Origin of the sequence: Embleya sp. NPDC050154, assembly GCF_044460165.1 — a bacterium.
GTDB lineage: Bacteria > Actinomycetota > Actinomycetes > Streptomycetales > Streptomycetaceae > Embleya.
On record NZ_JBITJP010000008.1, the window covers coordinates 62,117 to 85,126 of the forward strand.

General features: G+C 71.2%; 20 protein-coding genes and 1 tRNA gene. 12 read left to right on the forward strand and 9 right to left on the reverse strand.

All coding sequences use genetic code 11. The features are described 5' to 3' along the window. Window positions 1–168: 168 nt before the first annotated feature. The 3 genes from glp to ACIBSV_RS18475 are packed head-to-tail and all read right to left on the reverse strand — an operon-like array spanning window position 169 to window position 3,066. Complete coding sequence (gene glp, locus ACIBSV_RS18465; RefSeq protein ID WP_395864189.1) at window positions 169–1,389, reverse strand: gephyrin-like molybdotransferase Glp; 1,221 nt, start codon at window positions 1,387–1,389, stop codon at window positions 169–171. Further along, entirely contained in the window at window positions 1,386–2,312 is a 927-nt protein-coding gene (locus ACIBSV_RS18470) for a UTP--glucose-1-phosphate uridylyltransferase (RefSeq protein ID WP_395864191.1), read from the reverse strand. Before ACIBSV_RS18470 ends, glp begins: the two co-directional genes overlap by 4 nt. 10 nt (window positions 2,313–2,322) lie before the next feature. Further along, a complete protein-coding gene (locus ACIBSV_RS18475; protein ID WP_395864193.1) occupies window positions 2,323–3,066 on the reverse strand; it encodes a GGDEF domain-containing protein in 744 nt (247 codons plus the stop codon). A 91-nt stretch (window positions 3,067–3,157) separates the two neighbouring features. Here ACIBSV_RS18475 and ACIBSV_RS18480 point away from each other — a divergent pair, with 91 nt between their 5' ends. Beyond that, on the forward strand, window positions 3,158–3,742 hold the full coding sequence (locus ACIBSV_RS18480; protein ID WP_395864194.1) for a 5-formyltetrahydrofolate cyclo-ligase: 585 nt from the start codon (window positions 3,158–3,160) through the stop codon (window positions 3,740–3,742). An 18-nt stretch (window positions 3,743–3,760) separates the two neighbouring features. Here the strand turns inward: ACIBSV_RS18480 and ACIBSV_RS18485 are convergent, their stop codons facing one another. Next, the gene (locus ACIBSV_RS18485) at window positions 3,761–6,997 is read right to left on the reverse strand and encodes a penicillin acylase family protein (RefSeq protein ID WP_395864196.1); all 3,237 of its coding nucleotides are present in this window, start codon (window positions 6,995–6,997) and stop codon (window positions 3,761–3,763) included. A 297-nt stretch (window positions 6,998–7,294) separates the two neighbouring features. On the opposite strand from ACIBSV_RS18485, the gene ACIBSV_RS18490 reads away from it, so the two are divergent. The 6 genes from ACIBSV_RS18490 to mscL all read left to right on the forward strand — a co-directional run bounded on the left by ACIBSV_RS18490 (window position 7,295) and on the right by mscL (window position 13,250). Beyond that, window positions 7,295–8,797: a potassium/proton antiporter gene (locus ACIBSV_RS18490; protein ID WP_395864198.1), complete on the forward strand. Its 1,503-nt coding sequence runs from the start codon at window positions 7,295–7,297 to the stop codon at window positions 8,795–8,797. A gap of 271 nt (window positions 8,798–9,068) precedes the next feature. Beyond that, complete coding sequence (locus tag ACIBSV_RS18495) at window positions 9,069–10,340, forward strand: MFS transporter (protein WP_395864200.1); 1,272 nt, start codon at window positions 9,069–9,071, stop codon at window positions 10,338–10,340. A gap of 46 nt (window positions 10,341–10,386) precedes the next feature. Beyond that, the gene (locus ACIBSV_RS18500) at window positions 10,387–10,722 is read left to right on the forward strand and encodes an FmdB family zinc ribbon protein (protein WP_395864201.1); all 336 of its coding nucleotides are present in this window, start codon (window positions 10,387–10,389) and stop codon (window positions 10,720–10,722) included. 3 nt (window positions 10,723–10,725) lie between these two features. Further along, entirely contained in the window at window positions 10,726–11,565 is an 840-nt protein-coding gene (locus tag ACIBSV_RS18505) for an S-methyl-5'-thioadenosine phosphorylase (RefSeq protein WP_395864203.1), read from the forward strand. 365 nt (window positions 11,566–11,930) lie between these two features. Continuing rightward, window positions 11,931–12,641 carry an SAF domain-containing protein gene (locus ACIBSV_RS18510; protein ID WP_395864205.1) on the forward strand — a complete coding sequence of 237 codons (711 nt, stop codon included), beginning with the start codon at window positions 11,931–11,933 and terminating at the stop codon, window positions 12,639–12,641. 126 nt (window positions 12,642–12,767) lie between these two features. Next, a complete protein-coding gene (mscL, locus tag ACIBSV_RS18515; protein ID WP_395864207.1) occupies window positions 12,768–13,250 on the forward strand; it encodes a large conductance mechanosensitive channel protein MscL in 483 nt (160 codons plus the stop codon). A gap of 177 nt (window positions 13,251–13,427) precedes the next feature. On the opposite strand, the gene ACIBSV_RS18520 is transcribed toward mscL, so the two are convergent. The 4 genes from ACIBSV_RS18520 to ACIBSV_RS18535 all read right to left on the reverse strand — a co-directional run bounded on the left by ACIBSV_RS18520 (window position 13,428) and on the right by ACIBSV_RS18535 (window position 17,329). Continuing rightward, complete coding sequence (locus ACIBSV_RS18520) at window positions 13,428–13,625, reverse strand: hypothetical protein (protein WP_395864209.1); 198 nt, start codon at window positions 13,623–13,625, stop codon at window positions 13,428–13,430. Between the two features lie 35 nt (window positions 13,626–13,660). Further along, entirely contained in the window at window positions 13,661–14,638 is a 978-nt protein-coding gene (locus ACIBSV_RS18525) for an RNA polymerase sigma factor RpoD/SigA (protein WP_395864211.1), read from the reverse strand. Between the two features lie 354 nt (window positions 14,639–14,992). Further along, entirely contained in the window at window positions 14,993–16,522 is a 1,530-nt protein-coding gene (locus tag ACIBSV_RS18530; RefSeq protein ID WP_395864213.1) for an MFS transporter, read from the reverse strand. Window positions 16,523–16,576: 54 nt separating this feature from the next. Then, complete coding sequence (locus ACIBSV_RS18535; protein WP_395864215.1) at window positions 16,577–17,329, reverse strand: GNAT family N-acetyltransferase; 753 nt, start codon at window positions 17,327–17,329, stop codon at window positions 16,577–16,579. A gap of 218 nt (window positions 17,330–17,547) precedes the next feature. Here ACIBSV_RS18535 and ACIBSV_RS18540 point away from each other — a divergent pair, with 218 nt between their 5' ends. Together ACIBSV_RS18540 and ACIBSV_RS18545 are read left to right on the forward strand one after the other, a co-directional pair. Beyond that, on the forward strand, window positions 17,548–17,877 hold the full coding sequence (locus ACIBSV_RS18540; protein WP_395864216.1) for a cupin domain-containing protein: 330 nt from the start codon (window positions 17,548–17,550) through the stop codon (window positions 17,875–17,877). Window positions 17,878–17,949: 72 nt separating this feature from the next. After that, window positions 17,950–18,022 (forward strand) — tRNA-Arg (locus tag ACIBSV_RS18545). Between the two features lie 61 nt (window positions 18,023–18,083). Here ACIBSV_RS18545 and ACIBSV_RS18550 read toward each other — a convergent pair. Then, window positions 18,084–19,070, reverse strand: a complete 987-nt coding sequence (locus ACIBSV_RS18550) for a trypsin-like serine peptidase (protein WP_395864218.1) — start codon at window positions 19,068–19,070, stop codon at window positions 18,084–18,086. Between the two features lie 519 nt (window positions 19,071–19,589). Between ACIBSV_RS18550 and ACIBSV_RS18555 the strand changes: the two genes are divergently transcribed. The 3 genes from ACIBSV_RS18555 (at window position 19,590) to ACIBSV_RS18565 (ending at window position 22,884) form a co-directional block, all read left to right on the forward strand. Further along, window positions 19,590–21,137, forward strand: coding sequence for an ATP-binding protein (locus ACIBSV_RS18555; protein ID WP_395864220.1), 1,548 nt, complete (start codon window positions 19,590–19,592; stop codon window positions 21,135–21,137). After that, a complete protein-coding gene (locus ACIBSV_RS18560) occupies window positions 21,070–21,558 on the forward strand; it encodes a Rieske (2Fe-2S) protein (protein ID WP_395864222.1) in 489 nt (162 codons plus the stop codon). The genes ACIBSV_RS18555 and ACIBSV_RS18560 overlap by 68 nt, the downstream gene beginning before the upstream one ends. A 132-nt stretch (window positions 21,559–21,690) precedes the next feature. Continuing rightward, window positions 21,691–22,884: a cytochrome P450 gene (locus ACIBSV_RS18565; protein WP_395864224.1), complete on the forward strand. Its 1,194-nt coding sequence runs from the start codon at window positions 21,691–21,693 to the stop codon at window positions 22,882–22,884. Window positions 22,885–23,010: the final 126 nt, after the last annotated feature.

Genomic DNA, 23,010 nt, shown 5'->3' on the forward strand with positions numbered 1-23,010 from the left:
TCTCACGGCTGTGTGCGCCCACCCCCCCGCCGGGGCCGTTGGGCGGGCCCCCCCCCCCCCGGGGGGCGCCGGGCGGGGGGGGGGGGGGGGCAACCTTTCGCGCCACACGGGGGCGCCCCGCTGGCGGGGCCCCCCCGGGCCGGGGATCTCGGCGCTCGATCGCGGCGCTCAGCCGAGCAGCATCACGGACACCTCGGCGCCCTCGGCGACCTCGGTGACGTCGGTGGGAAGGGTGATCAGCGCGTTCGCCCTGGCCAGGCTGCCGAGCAGGTGGGAGCCGGTGCCGCCGACCGGGTCCACGGTGCCCTCGCCGACTCCCGCCGCGGGCGGGGTGTACCAGGCACGCAGAAACTGGCGCTTGCCCTCGGGGGACTTCAGCGCCGCCGAACAGGTGGCCCGCACGATCGGCCGCTCGGTGACCTCGGCCCCCTGCATGCGCAGCAGCGCCGGACGCACGAACACCTCGAACGACACGAACGCGCTGACCGGATTGCCGGGAAGGGTGAAGATCGGCGTCTCGTCGGGGCCGATCACGCCGAAGCCCTGCGGCATGCCCGGCTGCATCGCGACCTTGCCGAACTCGACCGTGCCCAGCTCGGAGAGCACCTCCTTGACCACGTCGTAGGCGCCCGCGCTCACCCCGCCCGTGGTGACCACCACATCGGCCCGGATCAACTGGTCCTCGATGGTGTCGATCAGGATCTTGGGGTCGTCGGGCACGTTGCCGACCCGGTACGCGATGGCGCCCGCCTCGCGTGCGGCGGCGGTGAGCATGTAGCTGTTCGAGTCGCGGATCTGGCCGGGGCCGATCGGCCGGCCGGGCTGGGTCAGCTCGCTGCCGGTGGACAGGATCACCACGCGCGGCTTGGGCCGGACCCGGATCCGCTCGCGGCCGATCGCGGCGAGCAGGCCGACCTGCGCCGAGCCCACCGCGGTGCCCGCGTCCAGCACCGTCTGCCCGGCGGTGACGTCGCTGCCGCGGCGCCGGATGTACTGGCCGCTCGACGGCGCCCGGGTGATCCGCACCGTCGGCATGCCCGCGTCGGTCCACTCGACCGGCACGATCGCCTCCGCGCCCTCCGGCAGCGGCGCGCCGGTCATGATCCGCGCGCACGTGCCGGATCCGATCGCGATCTTCGGCGCGTTGCCCGCGGCGATGTCGTCGACGACGTCGAGCACCACCGGGTAGCGCTCACCCGCGTCCGCGACGTCCGCGACCCGTACCGCATAGCCGTCCATCGACGAGTTGTCGAACGGCGGCAGGTCGCCGGTGGCGGCGACCTCGTCGACCAGGAGGCTGCCGTGCGCGTCGAGCAGTTGCAGTTCGAGGGGGGCCAGCGGCGCGATCCGTCCGAGGATCCCGGCAAGGTGGTCCTCGACGCTTTTCATGCCTGCATCTCCTCGTTCACGTACTGCCTCAGCCAGGCCCGAAACGCGGGTCCCAGATCCTCACGCTCGCATGCCAGCTTCACGATGGCACGCAGATAGTCGGCCCGGTCACCCGTGTCGTACCGGCGGCCGGTGAACACCACGCCGTGCACGGTGCCGCCGTCGGCGGCTTCGCGACCCGCGAGCACCCGCAGCGCGTCGGTCAGTTGGATCTCGCCGCCCCGACCGGGCGCAGTGCTCTCCAGCACGTCGAAGATCGCCGGGTCGAGCAGATAGCGGCCGATCACCGCGAAGTTGCTGGGGGCGCCGCCCGCCTCCGGCTTCTCCACGAGGTCGGTGACGCGCACCACGCCGGGCTCGGAGACGCCCGGAGCCAGCGGTTCGACCGCCGCACAGCCGTAGAGGTGGATCTGTGCCGGGTCCACCTCGATCAGCGCCACCACGCTGCCGCCGAGTTCCCGGCGCACCCGCAACATCGTGCTCAGCAGCGGATCGCGCGGGTCGATCAGGTCGTCGCCGAGGAGCACCGCGAACGGCTCGTCCCCCACGTGCGGGCGGGCGCACGACACGGCGTGGCCCAAGCCGCGCGGATCGCCCTGGCGCACGTAGTGGATCGCGGCCAACTCGCTCGACTCGCGGACCAGTTTGAGTCGATCCACGTCGCCCTTGGCCGCCAGCGCGTGTTCCAGTTCGTACGCCCGGTCGAAGTGGTCCTCCAGGGGACGCTTGTTGCGACCGGTGACCATCAGCACGTCGGTGAGCCCGGCCGCGACCGCCTCCTCGACCACGTACTGGATGGCCGGCGTGTCCACGACCGGCAACATCTCCTTCGGCGTGGCCTTCGTCGCCGGCAGGAAGCGGGTACCCAGGCCGGCGGCGGGAACAACGGCCTTGGTGATGTGGAACGAACGACGCGCATGCATGGCTCGCACACTAACGGGTGAGGTCGCCCGGGGTCCCGTTAAGCCCGGCGATCGGACGCTTGTCGCCCGCCGGTCCGCCCTCGACCGGATCCGGGCCGCAGAACCGGTCGCCACCCGCCCGCTTGGCCCGACCCAGTGCCCGATCCGCGGCCCGCAGCAGGGTCGCGGAGTGGGTGCCGTCGCCGGGCAGTACGGCCGTGCCGATCGCCATGGTCAGCCGGACCGGGTCGGTCGCCGCGCCGAACGTGCCGCGCCGCACGGCGTAACACAACCGTTCGGCGACCTTGGCCGCGCCGGCCGCGTCCGTCTCGGGCAGCAGGATCACGAACTCCTCGCCGCCGTACCGGGCGATCGTGTCCACCTGGCGGATCTCCAGGGCGAGCCGCTGGGCCACCTCGCGCAGCACCGCGCTCGCGCCCTGGTGACCGTGCCGTTCGTTGACGTCGCGGAAATGGTCGAGGTCGAGCATGAGCAACCCGAGCGGCCGGCCGAACCGGGTCGCGCGCATCACCTCGCGGTCGAGCACGAGTTGCAGGTAGCGGTAGTTCCACACGCCGGTCAGCGGGTCGGTCACCGACAGCCGTTCCAACTCGGCGCGACTGAGTTCCAGGCGGGTGACCTCGTGCCGCAGTTCGGGCAGTTCGTTCCCGGCGATCGCGCGCAGCCGACGCACGGCGACCGCCAGCGAGCCGACCGCCACCGAGAGCGCGCCGACCAGCAGGATGATCAGGAGGCGTTCGAAAGTCAGGGCCATGCGGGATCCGGGTCCGGTGCGGTGGCGCGAACTGTGTCGATTGCGCGGACTCCTTCGGTAACCCGTCCAAACACGTCATTCAGGGAACAGCATGAAGGACATCCTCAACGACAAGGCCACGCTGAGGTCACAGTTGTTGCACTCACGGTCACTCATGGGGTCGGATCGGCGTGTCGCGGCGTGTCGCGCGCTCCGCGACGCGCTCCTCGCGCTCCCCGAGGTGGCCCGCGCCGAGACCGTCGCCGCCTATGTTCCGGTGGGCTCCGAGCCGGGCGGGCGGGATCTGGCCGAGGACCTCGCCGCCGGATCGACCCGGCGCGTGCTGCTGCCGGTGTTGCTGGCGGACAACGACCTGGATTGGGCCGTGTACGAGGGGCCGGCGTCGCTGGTGCCGGCGGGCCGGGGGCTGCGCGAGCCGATCGGACCGCGGCTGGGCGTCGAGGGCGTGCGCACGGCGGACGTCCTGGTGGTGCCGGGGCTCGCGGTGGACCGCCGGGGTCTTCGGCTCGGCCGTGGCGGCGGGTCCTACGACCGGGCGCTCACCCGGGTGCGGGCGGCGGTGACGGTGGTGTTGTTGTACGACGACGAGGTGCTCGACCGGGTGCCGGCCGAGCCGCACGACGTGCCCGTGGACATCGCGGTGACGCCCGCGGCGGTGTACCGGTTCAGCCGGTAGCACCGCCGCGGGCCGCCGTCACGGCCCGGCTGGGGCCGCCGGAGCGACCGGGTCGCCCGGGACCAGGGCCAGCCGGTGCTTGGCCGCCTTGTCCACCGCGGCGGGCGTGTACGGCCACGCCAGCGTCTTGCCCTTGCGCCACAGGTCGGTCTGGTCGGTGTAGTTGTCGTGCCACACGTGCCCTGAGGCGCCGGTCAGGTTGATCCACCGGGACGCGTCCAGATCGGCCAGGTCCACCACCATCCGCATCGACGGCACGGTGGTCACCTCGTAGCCCTGCGCGACGTTCCACCCGGTCGCGTTGACCAGGCCCTCGCCGCCGGACATCCGATACGGCCCGCGGTTGAGCATGTACTTGACCACGCCCGGCCCCTCGGTGCCCAGCGTCTGGTTGCGCAGCGTCAGCGTGTGCAGCCGACCCCACGACCAGGTGTCGATGTCCTTGCCGAGCCGGGAGGTGAGGTCCTTCTTCGCCTCGGTCATCGCCTTGTGCAGGAGGCCGTCCCGGGTGGTGATCGCGCCCGGGTTCTTGGAGATGTTCCACCACGGGCTCTCCGGACTGGCCAGCAGCGTGCGCGCGACCTCGTTCCACCGGTCGCCGCCGTCCGGCTGCGCGGTGGAGTCGTCCCGGTCGCCGCACTGCACATGGTTGGTCGTCGGGTTGCTCGCGCAGTCGTTGTCGGCCCGGACCGAGAACGGCATCTTGTCGCCGAAGGCGAGCATGAGCACCTGGCGCCACACCGCGTTGAAGTACGCCGCGGCCTTGGAGTCCGCGTCGTTGCGCATGTCCCAGTCCTTGAGCAGGTCCTGCGCCTCGCGCACCCACGGATCGTCGATCTTGACGTCGCGCAGGTACGGCACCAGGAACTGCGCGACCGGGTTGACGTCGTCCGCCTGCATCTTCTGCATCGCCGCCGCGTCGATCTTGCCCGGCGCGGTGGTGATCATCTCCTCGATCCGCCGACTGCGGGAGCCGTAGCCCCAGTCGGAGGTCATCAGGTACGGGTACGCCGGCGAGGTGACCGCGTTGTTGGCGGTGACGATGTAACCGTCCTGCGGGTCGTACACGTTCGGCAGCGACTCGAACGGGATGGTGCCCACCCAGTCGTACTTGGGGTCCCACCCGTACACCGGCCAGCGGCCGTCACCACTGCGCCGCACCGGGATCTTGCCGGGCGCCTGGTAGCCGATGTGCCCCTCGACGTCCGCATAGATCGCGTTCTGCGACGGCACGTCGAAGTTCTTCAGCGCGGCCCGGAAGTCGTTCCAGTTCTGTGCCTTGTCGAGCTGGAAGAGCGCGTCCATCGAGGTGCCCGGGTCCAGCGCGGTCCACCGCAGGGCGACCGCGAAGCCCTCCTCGCGCTGCGGGCTCGGGTCCGGGATCGGCGCGTCCTTGCCGACGTCCTCCAGTTCGTCGGACACGTCGGTCAGGATCGGCCCGTGCCGGGTGGTGCGCACGGTGATCTGCCGATCGGCGCCGCCGGCCACCTTGATCGTCTCCTGGCGCACGTCCACGAACGGCTCGAACTTGCCGCCGTAGAGCACGGTGTCGCCCTGGACCTTCTCCAGGTAGAGGTCGGTCACGTCGGCGCCGAGGTTGGTGAAGCCCCACGAGATCTTCTGGTTGTGGCCGATGATCACGCCCGGCATGCCGGAGAACGTGTAGCCGGAGACGTCGTACTGGCACTTGGGCCCGACCGTGCGGCAGTGCAGGCCCATCTGGTACCAGACCGAGGGCAGGGACGGGGACAGGTGCGGGTCGTTGGCCAGCAGCGGCTTGCCGGTGGTGGTGCGACTGCCCGCCACCACCCACGAGTTGGAGCCGACACCGGAGGACTTCTCGCTGAACAGCGAGGGCAGCTTGGACAACGACTCGGACAGGCCGGTCAGCGCGCTCTGCGCGCTCTTGGAGGGCACCGCGGGCGGAGCCTCCTGGGCGAAGCGCTCGGTCTTGCCGTCCTTGACGATCGCACCGTCGCGCACGATCGGCTTGTTCGCCTCGTACGGGTACGGCGGGTAGAGCTCGTCGATCTGGTTGACCGTCAGCTTGTCGGACAGCAGCGCCCGGTCGATCTCGTCCTGCATGTTGGTCCGCAGGTCCCACGCCATCGCCTTGAGCCACGCCACGGAGTCGATGGGGGTCCACGGCTCGGCCTTGTAGCCGTCGTGCACAAGGCCGAGCAGCGCGTACTCGAACGACGCGTCGGCGCCCTTGTGGTCCTTGAGGTAGGCGTTGACGCCCTCGGAGTAGGCCTGGAGGAACTTCTGCGACTCCGGCGGCATGGCCGCGTACTCCTGCTCGGCCACCTTGCGCCAGCCCAGCGTGCGCAGAAACTTGTCGTTCTCCACCTGACCGGAGCCGAACATCTCGGACAGCCGGCCGGCGGTCATGTGCCGGCGTACGTCCATCTCCCAGAACCGGTCCTGGGCGTGTACGTAGCCCTGCCCCCGGAACAGGTCTTCGGACGTGTCGGCATACACCTGCGGGATGCCCTTGGCGTCGCGGACCACGTCCACCTTGCCGGTCAGCCCCGGAACCCGGACCGTGCCGGAGGCCTGCGGGAACGAGTCGCGCGACAACTGCCAGCCCCACCAGCCGAGTCCACCGATCACGATGGCCAGCACCACGACCAGGACGATGGCCGTCAACCGGAAGCGGCGCCACGCCTTGGACGGCCCCTTGGGGGTCGTCGATCGTTCCTTGACCTTGGCGGTGGCACCGGGCGCGGGCGCCTCGGCCGGGGCTGCGGGCTCGGGATCGGCGACGGGCGTGGGCTCGGCCGCCGGCGCGGGCACCGGCGCGGACTCGACCCGCGGCGGCTCGCCGGCTCGCGGCGCGGGCGGCCCGGCGGGAGCGGGAGCGGGAACGGCCGCCGGTGCGGGCGGCTCCGCGTACGGCTCGGGCGGTGCGTAGGGCTCCTGGGCGGTGTACGGCTCCTGGGCGGCCGGGTAGGGCTCCTGGGCGTACGGCTGCTCCCGGGCGGCGTAGGACTCCTGTGGTGCGTACGGCTCTTGCGGCTGGTGCGGCGCGTACGGCTCGGGCTCGCCGTACGGTTCCGATTCGTCGTACGGCTCGGACGCGGCTCGACGTTCACGCTCCGCGCGTTCGTCCGCGCGCCGCTGGGCCGCGACCGGATCCGCCGCGGCCCACTGCGATGTGGGCCACTCGCCCGTGGGCCAGTCGTCCCACCCGGGGGATGAGGCGTCCTGGCCACCGGGGGGCTGCTCCGGGTCGGGCGTCTTCGAGGGAGGCATCAAGGTCCTTATGCGGTCGGTGCGGCAAGGACACCTTAAAAGCCGAGCGTCGCCGGCATCACAGCCACGGGTACGAGACGGGACCCCTGTGGGGTATGGATCCTTCGCTTTGGTAAAATATTCGCCAGGCGTAGGTAATTCATCGCCGGTTCGCCGGCGCGGCAGGGCCCCCCTTCCCATGGCTCGCTGATTGCCTGCGCATCGCGGTGTCGCCGGCTTTGCCCGTCGTCGCCCTGCCTTCTTGTTCCGCACTCCGTGCGGCCGCCTGGGGGGTGGCCGGACCGACGACCGCCGGAGGTGACGCACGTGTCCGTGCCCGAGCTCAACCAGGTCCTGCTCCTGGGTGCCCTCGTCATGTTGTCCGCCGTGATAGCGGTGCGCCTGGCGACCAGGACCGGACTGCCGAGCCTGCTGCTCTACCTCGGACTCGGAACCCTGATCGGGGACGACGGCCTCGGCATAGGTTTCGACAACGCCGAGCTGACCCAGACGCTCGGCTACGCCGCGCTGATAGTAATCCTCGCCGAGGGCGGGATAGCGACCAGTTGGAAGGAGATCAGGCCGTCGGTGCCGGCGGCGGCGGTGTTGTCCACCGTGGGGGTGGGAGTGAGCGTCGCGATCACCGCGTTCGCCACCAGGATCGTGCTGGACGTGGACTGGTCGACCGCGATCCTGATGGGCGCGATCGTCTCCTCCACGGACGCCGCCGCGGTGTTCTCGGTACTGCGCAAGCTGCCGCTGCCGCATCGGCTGACCGGTCTGCTGGAGGCCGAATCCGGGTTCAACGACGCACCGGTGGTGATCCTGGTGGTCACGTTCGCCCACGTGGGTCACGTCGAACCGTGGTACGTGATCCTCGGCGAGATCGGCATGGAGCTGACCATCGGCGCGGTGGTCGGCCTCGCGGTGGGCAGGATCGGCGCGTACGGTCTGCGCCACGTCGCGCTGCCGGCGTCCGGCCTGTACCCGATCGCGGTGATGGCGCTGTGCGTGCTCGCCTACTCCGGCGGCGCGCTGGCCCACGGCAGCGGGTTCCTCGCGGTCTACCTGACCGCGCTGGTGCTGGGCAACTCGCAGCTCCCGCACGGTCCCGCGACGCGCGGCTTCGCCGAGGGGCTCGGCTGGATCGCCCAGATCGGGCTGTTCGTCCTGCTCGGACTCCTGGTCACCCCGCACGAGTTGGCCGGCGCGATCGTCCCGGCGCTGGTGATCGGCACCATCCTGCTGCTGGTCGCCCGACCGCTGTCGGTGATCGTCACCACGACGCCCTTCCGCATACCGTGGCGCGAGCAGTTGATCCTGTCCTGGGCGGGGTTGCGCGGAGCGGTGCCGATCGTGCTCGCGACCATCCCGATCGTCAAGAACGTCCCGGACGCCCAGCGGCTGTTCAACATCACCTTCGTACTGGTGGTCGTGTTCACCCTGGTGCAGGGACCGACGCTGCCGTGGATAGCGCGCAAGGCCGGCTTCGCGGGCGAGCAGGAGCCGACCGACCTGGGCGTGGAGTCCGCGCCGCTGGAGCGGCTCCAGGGTCACCTGTTGTCGGTCAGCGTGCCGCCGGGCTCGCGCATGCACGGCGTGGAGGTCGGCGAGCTGCGACTGCCGCGCGGCGCGGCGGTCACTCTGATCGTCCGCGACGACGAGAGCTTCGTGCCCGAGCAGACCACCGTGCTGCGGCGCGGTGACGACCTGCTCGTGGTGGCCACCGACACGGTGCGCGACGACGCGGAGGACCGACTGCGCGCGGTCAGCCGGGGCGGCAAGCTCGCGGGCTGGTTCGGGGTCAAGGGCGACACGTGAGGTACGATCGGTTGGTTGATTGATTGCCATCGGGGCGCCTCACGGCGCCTCGATCGCCGATCCCCTCCACACACCGACTCTGCCTGACGCAGGGCTGGCGTCAGGACCGCACGGCGGCCGAAGCACAGCTTCGGTATCTACCCCGGTGGACGCTTTCGAGGACAGCTCTCGGCGCACCGGGGTTTCCCATGTGCGTCACCAGGTGGCAGGAAGCGACATCCACGATGCCCACGCATCGGACCGCACGACGCGCCCACGAGGAGTGGTGCGCGTGATATCCACATACTCCTCGCTGCTGCGGACCCCGTCCGCCTGGCGTTTCCTGGTGCCCGCGCTGATCGCGCGGCTGCCCTACGCGATGCTCGGCCTGGGCATCGTGCTGTTGGTCAAACACACGACCGGTTCGTACGGCACCGCCGGCGCGGTCTCCGCCGCGGCCGCCGTCGCGCTCGCCTTCGTCGGCCCGCAGACGGGTCGGCTCGCCGACCGCTTCGGCCAGGCCGCCGTGGTCGTTCCCGGGGCGGTGCTGCACGGCGCGGCGGTGGCCGCGCTGATCGTCGCCGCGCTCACCGACGCGCCGCTGTGGCTGTTGTTCGTCACCGCCGTGCTCTCCGGCGCGACCGTGCCGCAGATCGGCTCCATGGTGCGGGCCCGCTGGGCCGCGCACCTGGAGCGGTCGCCGCTGCTGCCGACCGCGTTCGCGTTCGAATCGGTCACCGACGAGTTCACCTTCGTGGTGGGCCCGGTGGTGGCCACCTTCCTGGCCACGGGCGTGCACCCGGCCGCCGGGCTGGTCGTCGAGGCCGCGCTGACCCTGATCGGGTCGCTGCTGTTCGCGCTGCAACGCGGCACCGCGCCCCGGCGGGTGGTCCGCACGGCCGACGACGCGCCGCGCGTGTCCGCGCTGCGGATCGGCGGCGTGCGGCTCCTGGTGGTGGCCTTCGTGTGCATCGGCGGGGTCTTCGGGACCGTGCAGGTCTCGGTCACCGCGTTCGCCGAGGAATCCGGCGTACCCGGGCTGGCAGGCGCGCTGTACGCGGTCTTCGCGGGCGGAAGTCTGATCGCCGGCGCGGTCTACGGCGCGATCGCCTGGCGACGGGCGGCGCACCGCCGAATGCTGGTGACGTTCGCGCTGCTGGCGCTGGGCACCGCGCCGCTGTGGGCGATCCCCACGGTGGGAATCATGGTGCCCGTCGCGTTGCTGTGTGGACTGGCGATCGCACCCACGCTGATCACCGGCTTCACCCTCGTCGACACGCTGGTCCCGGCCGAGGCCAAGACCGAGGCGTTCACGTGGCTGACCGGCGCGATCGGCCTGGGCCTCGCACTCGGTTCGACGTTCTCCGGGATGCTGACCGACGCGCGCGGCTCGGGCGCCGGATTCGCGCTCACCCTGGCGGCGGCCGGCATCGGCTTCCTCGTGGTGCTCACCGGGCAGCGACTGCTGCGGCCGAGCCCGGATGTGACACCCATTACACCGATGACCGCGACCGTGGTGGACGGATCTCCGGTGAATGCTGCACCATTGGCACTCGACAGGTGAGAGTGCCAGTACCCAGCTGACCTGTCTGTCGAAGGAGGACCAGACCGTGCCGACGTACCAGTACCAGTGCACCGCCTGTGGCGAGGGCCTTGAGGCCGTCCAGAAGTTCACGGACGACGCGCTGACCGAGTGCCCCGCCTGCCAGGGCAGGCTGCGCAAGGTCTTCTCGGCCGTGGGCGTCGTGTTCAAGGGCTCCGGCTTCTACCGCACCGACAGCCGCGGCTCGAGCACGTCCTCGACCCCGGCGGCGACCCCGGCGGCCGCGTCGTCGTCCTCCTCGTCCGACTCGGGCGGTTCCTCGTCTTCGTCCTCGGGTTCGTCGTCGTCCTCTTCGTCGTCGTCCTCGTCCGGCTCGTCCGGTACGACGTCGACGGCGGCCTGACCGATGACGACCGGCGTGCTGCCGGCGGGGGTGGCCCCGGCCGAGATCGGCGTGATCGGCGGCTCCGGGTTCTACGCGTTCCTGGACGACGTGGTCGAGGTGCGCGTGGACACGCCGTACGGCGCGCCCAGTGACGCGCTGTTCCTGGGCGAGGTGGCCGGCCGTCGGGTGGCCTTCCTGCCCCGGCACGGCCGCGACCACGCGATCCCGCCGCATCGGATCAACTACCGCGCCAACCTGTGGGCCCTGCGCGCCGTCGGGGTGACCCAGGTGCTCGCGCCGTGCGCGACCGGCGGCCTGCGCGCCGAGCTGGGCCCGGGCACACTCGTGGTCCCCGACCAGCTGATCGACCGCACCTCCGGTCGCACCCAGACGTTCTTCGACGGGCTCCCGCTCGCCGACGGCAGCCTCCCGCCGGTCGTGCACACCACGTTCGCCGACCCGTACTGCGCGGACGGCCGCGCGGTGGTCGCCGCCCAGGCACGCACGTCGGGCTGGGATCCGGTGGACGGCGGCACGCTCGTGGTGATCGATGGCCCGCGCTTCTCCACCCGCGCCGAATCCAAGTGGTACGCGGCTCAGGGCTGGTCGATCATCGGGATGACCGGACACCCCGAGGCCGTACTCGCCCGCGAACTCGGGTTGTGCTGCACCGCCGTCGCGCTGGTCACCGACCTGGACGCGGGCGTCGAGGCGGGCGAGGGGGTCACCCACGCCGAGGTGATGGAGGTCTTCGCGGCCAACGTCGACCGGTTGCGCACGCTGTTGTTCGACGTGGTCGCGGCGCTGCCGAAGACGCGTTCGTGCGCGTGTGGCACGGCGGAGGTCGAGCGACCCGCCTAGCGTGTCGGCCCGGCGTTTTGCCCTGGGGCGCGGTTGCGCGCGGCCCGCGTGGTGGCAGTGTCGAAACGTACGAAAGGCCGTCTCCCGGTTCGGGGGGCGGCCTTCGTGGTGTGTGGGGTCGCCGTGGCGGGGTGTGTCGCGCGCAGGCCAAGGCGGGTGGGGGTCGGGGCCGGGTCGTCACTCACACGAGTGGACCGGTTGTCCCCAGGGGCGGAGTTGTGCACAGGCGAGGAGACACCTCGGCCGGGGTGCGGCGGCGCGCGGCACGGTGGGAACGCGGCTCGGCCCTCGTTTCCCGCCCCGGTTCCGACGGGGGTCGGGCCGCACCGTCCGTGCCGTTTCGCGCTGCCCGCGCTGGAGGTGTGATGTCCGCTTCGGGATCGTTCGGGTCCTCGCCCGGTTCGACGTTCGGCCCGGCGTTCCGGGCGCCGCCGCCCCCGAGCGCCCGGACGCCGTGGCGGCGCGTGCTGGCCCGCCATCGCCGCGGCCTGGCCGCGCTGTCCGCCGCCGTCGCGGTGCTCGCGGTGATCGTGGCGGTCCGCCCGGCACCCGCGGCCACCACACCGATCGTGGTGGCCGCGCGCGATCTGGCCGCGGGAAGCACCCCCGGACCCGCCGACCTGACCCTGGTCGAGATGCCGACGGCCTTGCGTCCGGCGGGAGTTCTGCACACGGTGGGCCAGGCGGCCGGGGTCGCGCTGACCGGTCCGCTGCGCCGGGGCGAACCGGTGACCGACGTCCGGGTGGCCCGCTCCGGCGCCCCGCGCGACCCGGGCACGGTCGCCCTGCCCGCGCGCTTCGCGGACGCCGACGCGGTGGCCGTACTGCGCCCGGGCGACCGGATCGACGTGTTGGCCGCGCCGCTTGCCGACCACCCGGGACCCGCGCGCCTGATCGTGCCCGGCGCGCTCGTGGTGGCCCGGCCGGCATCGTCCGGCTCCTCGACGGGAGCCCTGCTGATCCTCGAAGTCCCCCGCCCCGTGGCCGCCGAACTCGCGGGCGTGGCGACCGGACCGGCGCTGACCTATACCATCCACAGACTCGCGAACGGCCCTGTTGCGACGGATCGCGAATGACAGCAGACTCGTGCGAGTTGTCCTGCTTCAGGGGGTATTCAGTGGTCACTACTGTTCCCGGTATTGATCATTGATCGGTTCGCCCCTTCGAGGCTTCGACCGATCAAGATCGATGGGAATCAAGCAGTGGGCGGCTTCAAGAAGTTCCTCATGCGCGGAAACGTCGTGGACCTGGCCGTGGCCGTGGTCATCGGCGCCGCGTTCACGGCGGTCGTGACCGCGTTCGTGAAGGGGATGATCAACCCGGTCGTGGGTGCCTTCGGCACCAAGAACCTGGACGGTTACACCACCTGCATCAAGGGCCCGTGCGGAGTCGACGCGAAGGGGCAGGCAACCGGCGTGCAACTGCTCTGGGGCTCGGTCCTCGGCGCGACGCTGACCTTCCTGATCACCGCGGCGGTCGTCTACTTCCTGCTCGTGCTGCCGCTGAACCACATGATGGAAAGGCGCAAGCGGGCCCTGGGCCACGCCGACGAGAAGGAACTCAGCGACACCGAACTCCTGGTCGAGATCCGCGATCTGCTCGCCGCGCGGCTCAACCCCGAGGCGGAAGCGAACCAACCGAACCACGGCGTCCCCGGCTCGCGCTCTTCACGCTCCGACCTCTGATCGGCCGACGGCACACACAGCACACACGCCCCGACTCGCACCCACACACCGGCGCGGGCGTCGGACGGCACCAGGCAGATGTACGTGAGACGGCGGGCCCGCACCTTCCTCGAAAGGTGCGGGCCCGCCGTCTCGTATCGCCGAGTCTCATGTCGCCCAGTCTCGCGTCGCCGGTCGTCAGAGGTGATGCGGCGGCTTGTCGTCCAGGAATCGGCGCAGGTCCGCCGGGTCGGCGGCCGTGCGCGCGTCGCCCCATCCGGAGTCGGTCTCGTCCGAGCTCACGTCCGGGAGCAGGTCGTCCCAGCCGAACGCGTCCCGCCGCCTCGCTTCGCCCGGCCCACTCGTCGCGCGTACTTCCGCATCCGCATCCGCCATCGCACCAGTGTGCCGGCGCCCCGGTGGCACCCGCGTCACGCGGCTTCCAGCCCCTGGGCGGTGGCCAGCTCGCGCAGTTCGACGAGCGCCTGCTTCTCGATCTGCCGAATCCGCTCGCGGGTGAGGCCGAGCTGCTTCCCGACCTCGGTCAGCGTGTGCTCCTTGCCGTCCGCCATGCCGTAGCGCGCCCGCAGGATCGTGGCCGTACGGCCGTCGAGCCGACCCACCAGGTCCGCTATCTGTTCGCGCCGCAGCGTCGCCAGGGTGATGTCCTCCGGCGTCAACGGGTCGGTCTCCTGGACCAGTTCGCCCAGTTCGGTCTCGCCGTCGTCACCCACGGGGGTGTCCAGGCTGATCGGATCGCGCGCCCAGCCGATGACGTCCACGACACGCTCGGGGGTGGAGCCCACCGCTTCGGCGATCTCCGCCATCTCCGGATCGCGGCCGTGGTCACGGGCGAACTCGCGCTGCACCCGCCGAATCTTGCTCAGTTCCTCGACCAGGTGCACGGGCAGCCGCACGGTGCGCGCCTGATCCGCCATCGCGCGGGTGATCGCCTGCCGAATCCACCACGTCGCGTAGGTGGAGAACTTGAAGCCCTTCGCGTAGTCGAACTTCTCGACCGCGCGGACCAGGCCCACATTGCCCTCCTGAACCAGGTCCAGGAACGGCATCCCGCTGCGCGGGTAGCGCCGTGCGACGGACACCACCAGACGCAGGTTGGCCTGGATGAACAGCTCCTTGGCCTGCGCGCCGCGTTCGATCAGGCGGTCCAGCTCGGCCTGCTCGACACCCTCGGGCACCGCGTCCTCGTCGATCAGCTTCTGTGCGTACAGCCCGGCCTCGATGTCCTTGGACATCTCGACCTCGCGCTCCGCGTCGAGCAGCTTCGTGCGGCTGATCTCGTCCAGGTACACACCGACCGTGTCGCGCTCGACGTCGGCAGCCTTCCGCGTGCGGGAAGCCGCCACTCGCTCGGCGCCCTGTCGGGCCACACCACGTGTAGTCGGCATGCTCTAGCCCTCGCTTTCATTCGCGTTCGTCAGTAATTCGAACGAACGAGAAGCCTGTGATATTCCGTCCGCAGATGTACTGTTGAAAGGTTGGCCGATAGCGGCCCCTGCGAGCGCCTGCCCGGCGTCGGGCGGCCCATGCGTACTGTGGGGGTGCCGCTTGGTGCCTACGATCCGCTCAACGGTCGACGAGGCCCGGATGTTCCTAAGGCACGCGCCCGGCCCTGCCCCGGCGATCCCAGGTCGACTCCGCGAGCCGGCATCGATTCGGCGGCGAATATCGGCTTATCCACTGTTATCCGACGCCATCGACGGACGCGCGCCCGTCGTCTACCGATGGGTTTCGGCCGGCCGTCAGTGCGTGTCCGGCGCGGGTTGCAGGTCGCGCGGGGTCAGCCGCCAGGCCAGTCCGGCCGCGATCATCGCGACCACGCCGCCGGCCAGGAAGGTCGGCGTCATGGCGGACGTGAACGCCTCGCCGGCCCGGTCCAAGAGGCTTCCGGTGCCGAGCCGAGCCGCGACCACCGACGCCTCGCCGATCGACTCGCGCACCGCCGCCAGATCGGCCGGACCCAGGTCCAGATCGGCCAGGTCGGCCCGGTAGAGCGAGGACGCCAGGCTGCCCAGGATCGCGACGCCCAGCGCGGCGCCGAGTTCGTACGCGGTCTCGTCGATCGCCGCCGCGCCACCGGACTCGGCGGCCGGCGCCGAGGACATCAGCACCACGGACGCGACGGTGGCCAGGGTACCGACGCCGAATCCGACCACCGCGAGCGCGACGCCCACCAGCACGTAGTCCACGTCCCGGAAGTGCTGCCCGATCCACGGCAGCGCGAGCCCGACGCCCATCAGCGCCAGGCCGGACGCGAGCACGTTCCGGGGCGGGAAGCGATGCATCAGCGGGGGCACGAACATCGACGCGAGGATCAGCGCGATCGGCGCGGGCAGCAGGTGCAGCCCCGCGGAGACCGGGCTGTACCCCTGTACGTACTGGAACCACTGGCTGAGCAGGAACAACGCCGCCCCCAGCCCGAGCATGCCCAGGAAGATCGCCGTCGCGGCCATGGTGAACGCGCGATGGGTGAACAACCGGACCTGGAGCAGCGGGTTGGCCAGCCGCAGCTGGCGGCGCACGAACACGGTCAGGGCCACCGCGGCCACCACCATCAGGACCCACGCGACGGGATCGGCGACACCGGCCTTGCCGAGTTGCTTGATGCCGCCCGCGAGGGTGCCCATGCCGACGATCGACAGGCCGACCCCGGGCCAGTCCCACTTACCGGTGCGCGGCGAGCGCGACTCGGGCAGCAGCCACAGTCCGAATGCGATCACCGCGACCGCGATCGGCACGTTCAGCAGGAACGCCGACTGCCAGCCGTGCGACTCCACGAGCAGACCGCCGACGACCGGCCCCAGCGCCATGCCGCCGCCGAAGACCGCCGACCACACGGCGTACGCGAGGGCCCGCTCACGGGCGTCGGTGAACACCTGGCGCAGGATGGTCAGCGTGGACGGCATGATCGCCGCGCCGCCGACGCCGAGCAGCACCCGGGCCGCGATCACGTGCCATGCCTCGGTGGCCGCGACGGCGAGCAGCGAGGCCAGCGCGAAGATCGCGAAGCCGACCAGCAGCAGTCGCTTGCGCCCCCAGCGGTCGCCGAGCGCGCCGGCGGTGACCAGCAGGCCGGACAGCGCGAGCGCGTACGCGTCGATGATCCACAACTGCTCGACCGAATCGGGCCGCAGATCCGCGACCAGCGAGGGGAAGGCGACGTTCAGGATCGTCGCGTCCATCGCGATGATCAGCAGGCTCCCAGACAGGATCGCGAGCACGGCCCAGCGCGTCGGGTCGAGTTCGGGCGAAGGTGTGGTGGAGCCGGCCATGAAACATCCTCAATTCTTATGAGACACTAAAGTCTCATCTCGGCGTCATGGTGTCTACCGCTCCCCTCCCGGGAGGACGACCTGGATGAACGACGCGCGATGGCGGAACCCGAGCCGCTCGTACACCTTCCGGGCCGGATTGCCCTCGGTGACCGCGAGCCCGATCGAGGGCAGCCCGTCGGCCGCCGCCAGTCCGAGCGTGTGCCGCAACAACCGGCCGCCCAGCCCGGCGTACCGCGGGTCCGGGTCGCGGAAGACCTCGCTGATCCACGGCCCGAGCAACTCGGCGTCGTTGACCAGGACGGCCGCGACCACCCGCTCCTCGTCGACCGCCACGGTGCTGAACCCGCACAGCGGCCCGAGCGTGCGGCCGTCGTACAGACCGTCCACATCCTGTGGATTCGGGTGCTCGGCGCGATCCGGGTGATCCGGCGGGTAGGCGGCGAGCCAGTTCTCGTACAGCGCCGAGGGCGGCACGGACACCGCCGGGCGCGCCTCGATGCCCGCCTCGGTCCACGCGGTGTCCCCCAGGTCCGGGCCGAGGTCGCGGGTGTACTGGTGCAGATGGCGGAACAGTCGGCCGCCGGCGGCGAGCAGCACCGCACCGATCTCCTCGCCGGTCGACACCACCCACCCGGGCAGCGCGGTCAGGATGGCGGGCGCGGCGAGCTCGGCCGGGAACCGGTGCAGGCGCAGATCCAGCGCGGCCGGGCGACCGGACCGGTTGCCCAGCCGGTAGTCGGCCACCAGCGATCCGTCCCGATCGAACACGGTCCCGCGGGTGCGAACACTCTCGTCTGTGGTCATGAGATTCATTCTTCGATGCGCGAGCAAGTGGATATCTCCTTGTCGGCGGCCTCGAACCCGACCTCGGACACGCGCCCCGACGACGGTCGCGAGCATGCGTCGCGCGCGAGCGCCGTACGCCGTGCCCATCCGCCCAGCATCACCCGACCCGGGAGTCCCCGCACGCCCGGGCACACCAGAACATGCGCGGAGAGTGAGCGCCCCCGAAACTGGCATACATGGACAAAATCTCGCTCCGGACGGCCACCCGGGAGCAACTCGCCTCGGCCCGCGCCACCTCGTCCGGCCGCAGCTCGGTCACCATGCTCGGCGGATCCCGACAACACCTGCGCCAAACCCTGATCGCCCTGACCACCGGCAACTCGCTGGCCCCCCACGAAAGCCCCGGCGAGGCCTCCCTGATCGTCCTCACCGGCCACGTCCGCCTGGCCACCGACGACGAGACCATCGAGGGCACCTCCGGCGACCTCCTCGTCATCCCCCAGGAACCCCATTCCCTCGAGGCCCTCGAGGACTCCGCCGTCGTCCTGACCGTCAACAAACCCTGACCCACGCCAAAGCCGCCGGCCACCCCCTCGACCGTTCCGCTACCCTGTCCTGCGGGACCTCACGGCCCCGAAGCCTCCATAGCTCAGGGGATAGAGCACCGCTCTCCTAAAGCGGGTGTCGCAGGTTCAAATCCTGCTGGGGGCACCTGGTCGAACAGGCGAGAAACCCCGGCTTCGGCCGGGGTTTCGGTGTTTTCCGGGGTGGGTCAGGTGGTCGGGGACACCTCGGCGGTGCGGGCTCGGTCGTAGAGGGCGGCTATGTCGGGGCCGAAGTAGCTGCTGTAGGAGGTGAGGTCGTCGCCGCCCTCCTGGTAGCCGCCGATCACGCCGATCACCGTGCCGCGGCCGTTGGCGGGGTCGATCTCGGTGAGCATCGGGCCGCCGCTGGTGCCGTTGGGGAACCCCGCGCAGTCGAAGCGCAGTTGGGTGTCGGAGTAGGCCGACGTGGTGTTCTGGCACCCGATCGGCTGGTCCTCGTCGTCCGGGTAGCCGATCAGGCGGGCCGGGCGGGCGGGAGCGGAATCGAAGTCGACCTGCTCGGCGCCGGTGATCGTCTCGATCCGGTCGTCGGTACCCGGGCGGCGCACCTGGAGGAAGGCCACGTCGTAGTCCGGGTCCCGGTCGGCGACCCAGCGCGGGTCCACGTCGATCCGGGAGAGCACCCACGCGCCGTACGGCATCACGCCGTCGTGATAGCCGGGCGCGAACGCGATGTCGGAGGCGAAGGCGTCGCCGAACACGCAGTGCGCGGCGGTGACCACCAGGTTCCGGTTCGGGGACCGCACCACGCTCGCCGTGCAGAAGTGTTCCGGATCCTCCCCTTCCGCCACGTGCAGCAGCGCGCCGATCGCCGGGGTCGCCGCGATCGGGGCGGCCTCCAGCGGATCGGAGGCCGGCAGCGGCTCGACCTGCGACGAGGACTCCGTGGGCACGGGCGACGACGACAGCTCGGAGGACGGACCGGCGGGCGCCGCGCCGAGCAGGCTCGCCGCGATCCGGTCGCCCTCGGCCGGGTCCGGGAGGTGGTACCCGCGGGAGGCGTCGCCGGTACCGCGCGACCTGGGATGGCCCGAGATGCGTCCGGTCGACGCGAGGCCGGCCACCACCAGGACCGCGGCCACGCAGAAGAGCGCGCCGATCACCACTCGACGCCTGTGCGGGGTCGCCTCGACATCCGACGTTCGTCGTGACACTCGACCACCATTTTTCTCAGCGGGATACGGCCTCGGCCTGTGGACGCTACCGGCCGGATGGATACCCCGGTGGGGACGAATCAGGCCGATACCCGCACGGTCACGAAGTCGTGACGAAGGGTTCCTTCGACCGTCGCCCCAACGAGTGGGAGGAGGGCGACGGTCGCAGGAATCCCCCGCTGTGCGTCGGCTCGGCGCCGTCTCTCCAAACGCGCCCGGCCGGCCCTGCGACCGTATCCCGAAGATCCACGGCCTCGGCACCCCGGTATGGGTGATTTATGAATGCCTTAAGAATCTGTGCGCGGAAGGTGTGCGCACGCATCGTTCCGGGTCACCGGGTGCGCCCGGAGCACTCGGACGCGGGCGGCCCGATCATGCCCTCGTGCGCCGCGCCCGGCACTGCCACAATTTCCTTGTTCCACGAAGGGTTCCACGAAGGGTTCCACGAAGGGTTTCACGAGGGGGACCCGCGCGGGGGTTTCGCGCGGGCGACGGCGGGCCGGAGAGGGCGGGGTACCGATGGCGGGTTCCGAGGACTCGTGGTGGACGGTGCGCGCCCGGTTGCGGCTGATCTGGGTGCCGTGCGCGGCAGTGATGCTCGCCACCGTCGCGGCGCTCGTGGTGGGTCTGACGCTGGACGGGGACGCGCGCTCGCGCGGGCTGCTCCTGGTGCTCGGCGGTGATCTGCTGCTCGTGGTCGGGCTGACCGTGCTGATCGAGGCCGCGCTGCGGCGCACCGTCGAGCGGCCGCTCACCCGGCTGGCCGATCCGAACGCGCAGCCGGCGCGCGCCGCGCGCTACGACAGCCGCGAGTTCGATCTGATCGCCGCCACCATGGCGGAGCTGCACGCGCGGGCCCGCACAGCGGAGCAGGAGGCCCGCCGCACGCAGGCCGAGATCGCCCGGCTGACCGAGTCGGTCGCGGAACGGGACCGGGCGCTGGAGACCGAGCGCGAGCAGACCCGGGATCTGGTCCACGCCGGGGAGGAACTGCGGGCCCTGGTCGAGGAGCACGCCCGGCGGGCCCGGCTCGCCCGGGCGGACCTGGATCGGTTCGCGCACGCCGCGACGCACGACATGCAGGATCCGCTGCGCCGGATCGTCTCGTTCGGCCGGATGCTCCAGGAGCGCTATCAGGACGTGCTCGATCGGCGCGGCCGGCAATACATCGACTTCACCATCGACAACGCCCGCCGACTCCAGGTGCTCATCGACGAGATGGTCACCCTCACCGAAGTGGGCCGCTCGCGCGCGGAAAGTGCCCGGGTCGACCTGGGCGACCTGGTCCGGCAGACCTGGCTGGACATGGCGGACCGGGTGGAGGACACCGGCGCCGAGTTGGCGTACGACGAACTGCCGGTGGTGGACGCGGATCCCGCGCTGTTGGCCACGCTGGTCCAGCATCTGCTGGGCAACGCGGTGAAGTTCCAGCGCCCCTACGAGCCGCCACGGGTGCGGATCGCCGCCGAGCCGGTGTCCGACGGATGGCGGATCACCGTGACCGACAACGGGATCGGCATCCCCACCGAGGCGGCGGAACGGGTGTTCGCGGCCTTTCAGCGGCTGCACCCGCGCGAGACGTACACCGGCAGCGGCATCGGACTCGCGATGGCCAAGCGAATCGTCGAACAACACGGCGGCCGGATCGCCGTGGACACCGGGTACACCGACGGGACCCGGATCGAGTTCACCCTGCCGGACCGCGCCGCCGAACCGGACGAGCCGGAAGCGGCAGCGGACACCGAACTCGCCGACGCCGAAAAGCCGGTGGACCCGGCCGGCCCCGCCGACCCGGCCGCCGAGGACCCCTCGGCGGACCTCTCCCGGAACCTCCCGCGGGACCTCCGGCAGGACCTCCCACCGGACCTCCCGGAGGACCTCGAACCGGTTACACCCGTTCGCTTCAGCGATCCGTCGAACCACGAGCCGCTCGCGTACGTTTCCGTTGCATCGGCGCCGCACGATCGGCCGGCGCCGGGACCGACGACGGAGGCACCCCATGCGAACGAGCGACCCGAGCACCGAGCCGGCAAGCGTCGAGCCGACGGGCATCGAGCCGACGAGTAGGGCCGAGCCCACCCGCCGGATCCTGGTCTGCGGCGCCCTCGTCGCCGCCGCCGGAGCGACCCTGGTGGCCTGCGGTGGCGACGACGACGGTGGTGATGACGACACGAAGAACACCGCCCCCGCCGGCGACAAGACGCTCGGTGCGGCCGCCGACGTGCCGGTCGGCGGCGGCAAGATCTACGACGACGCCAAGGTCGTGGTCACCCAGCCCACCGCCGGCGACTTCAAGGCGTTCACCGCGGTGTGTACGCACCAGCAGTGCCTGGTCGCCAACGTCGCGGCCGGCAAGATCAACTGCACGTGCCACGGCAGCAGTTTCGACGCCTCCACGGGCGCGGTCCTCGGCGGCCCGGCCCCTCGCCCGCTCGCCGTGAAGCCGATCGCGGTGAACAACGGCCAGATCGTGCTGAAGCCGGCGTAACGACCCACCACCCGCGCAACAGCCCGGCCCGGCCCCGGCCCGGTCGCCCGCGCGGCTATGGTTTCCGCTCCCGCTTCGTGATTGCGTACCCGAGCCCGCCCCGGCCCAGGACGCGATCCGGAGGATCTGCCCATGACGACGACGCCGACCCCGCGACCGAGGCTCGACCTGCTCGACGGCGACTGGTACGCGAACGGCCCCTACGCGGACTACGCGTGGTTCCGCGAGCACGAACCCGTCGCGTGGGACGCGGGCAACGAATTGTGGGGCGTCTTCCGGCACGCGGATCTCAAGGATGTCGAGGCGCGCAGCGAGCACTTCGTCAACTCCGACCGGAACAAGGGGGGTTACCGCCCGAACCTGCCCGCCGACCCGGCGATCATCGGCCTGGACAACCCGCTGCACAACAAACGGCGCAAGCTGGTGAGCAAGTGGTTCACCCCGCGTGGCGTGCGCGAGTGGGAGGCGCACGTGCGCGAGACGTGCGTGGAGCTGCTGGACGCCGCCGTGGCCAAGGGCACCGTCGAGGTGGTCGGCGACCTGGCGTCCGTACTGCCCGCGAAGATGATCGGGCGGCTGCTCGGGTTTCCCGACCGGGACTGGCCGCTGTTGCGGGACTGGTCCGAGCGCACCATCGCGCTCGGCGGCGGACCGCGCTACCTGACCGAGGACGGCCGGGCCGCGGCGGGCGAGTTCATCCGGTCGGCGCTGGGACTGTACGAGACGAAGAAGACCTGCCCGGCGGACGACGTGATGTCGGTGTGGACCACGGCGCGGATCGACGGCGAGCCGGTGGGCCCGGGCGATGTGGCGAGCGACTGCCTGCTGCTGCTGGACGGCGGCGCGGAGACCACCCGCACGGTGATCGCCCGTACCTTCCTGTACCTGATCGAGCACCCGGAGCAGTGGGACCTGCTGCGCGCGGGCGCGGACCTCGCGGTGGCCACGGAGGAGTTCATCCGGTACACCACTCCGATCCACAACATGTGCCGGGTCGCCGTCGGGGACCAGCGCATCGGTGACACGGTGATCCCGGACGGACACCAGGTGGTGCTCATGTACGGCTCGGCCAATCGCGACCCGGCGGTGTTCGCCGAACCCGAGCGGTTCGACGTGACGCGCACGCCCAACGACCACATCACCTTCGGCTTCGGCACCCACTTCTGCCTGGGCGCGCCGTTGGCCCGGTTGGAGATCCGGGTCTTCTTCGAGGAACTGCTCGCCCGGGTCCGCGAGCTGCGCCCGGTGCCCGGCAGCGCGGTGGTCCAGATGCCGAACGCGTTCGTGTACGGGATCCGCGAGGCACATGTGGAGCTGATCGGCTGAGCCGGACCGGCGGGCGGCTCCCGTCCGGGGCTTCCCGCCGGCGGCGACCGGCGCCTGTCCGGCTGATCTTCGGCCGCGTCGATCCGGTATTTCCGGGAAGAGGGATAAAGAGGAGTTATTCCACAA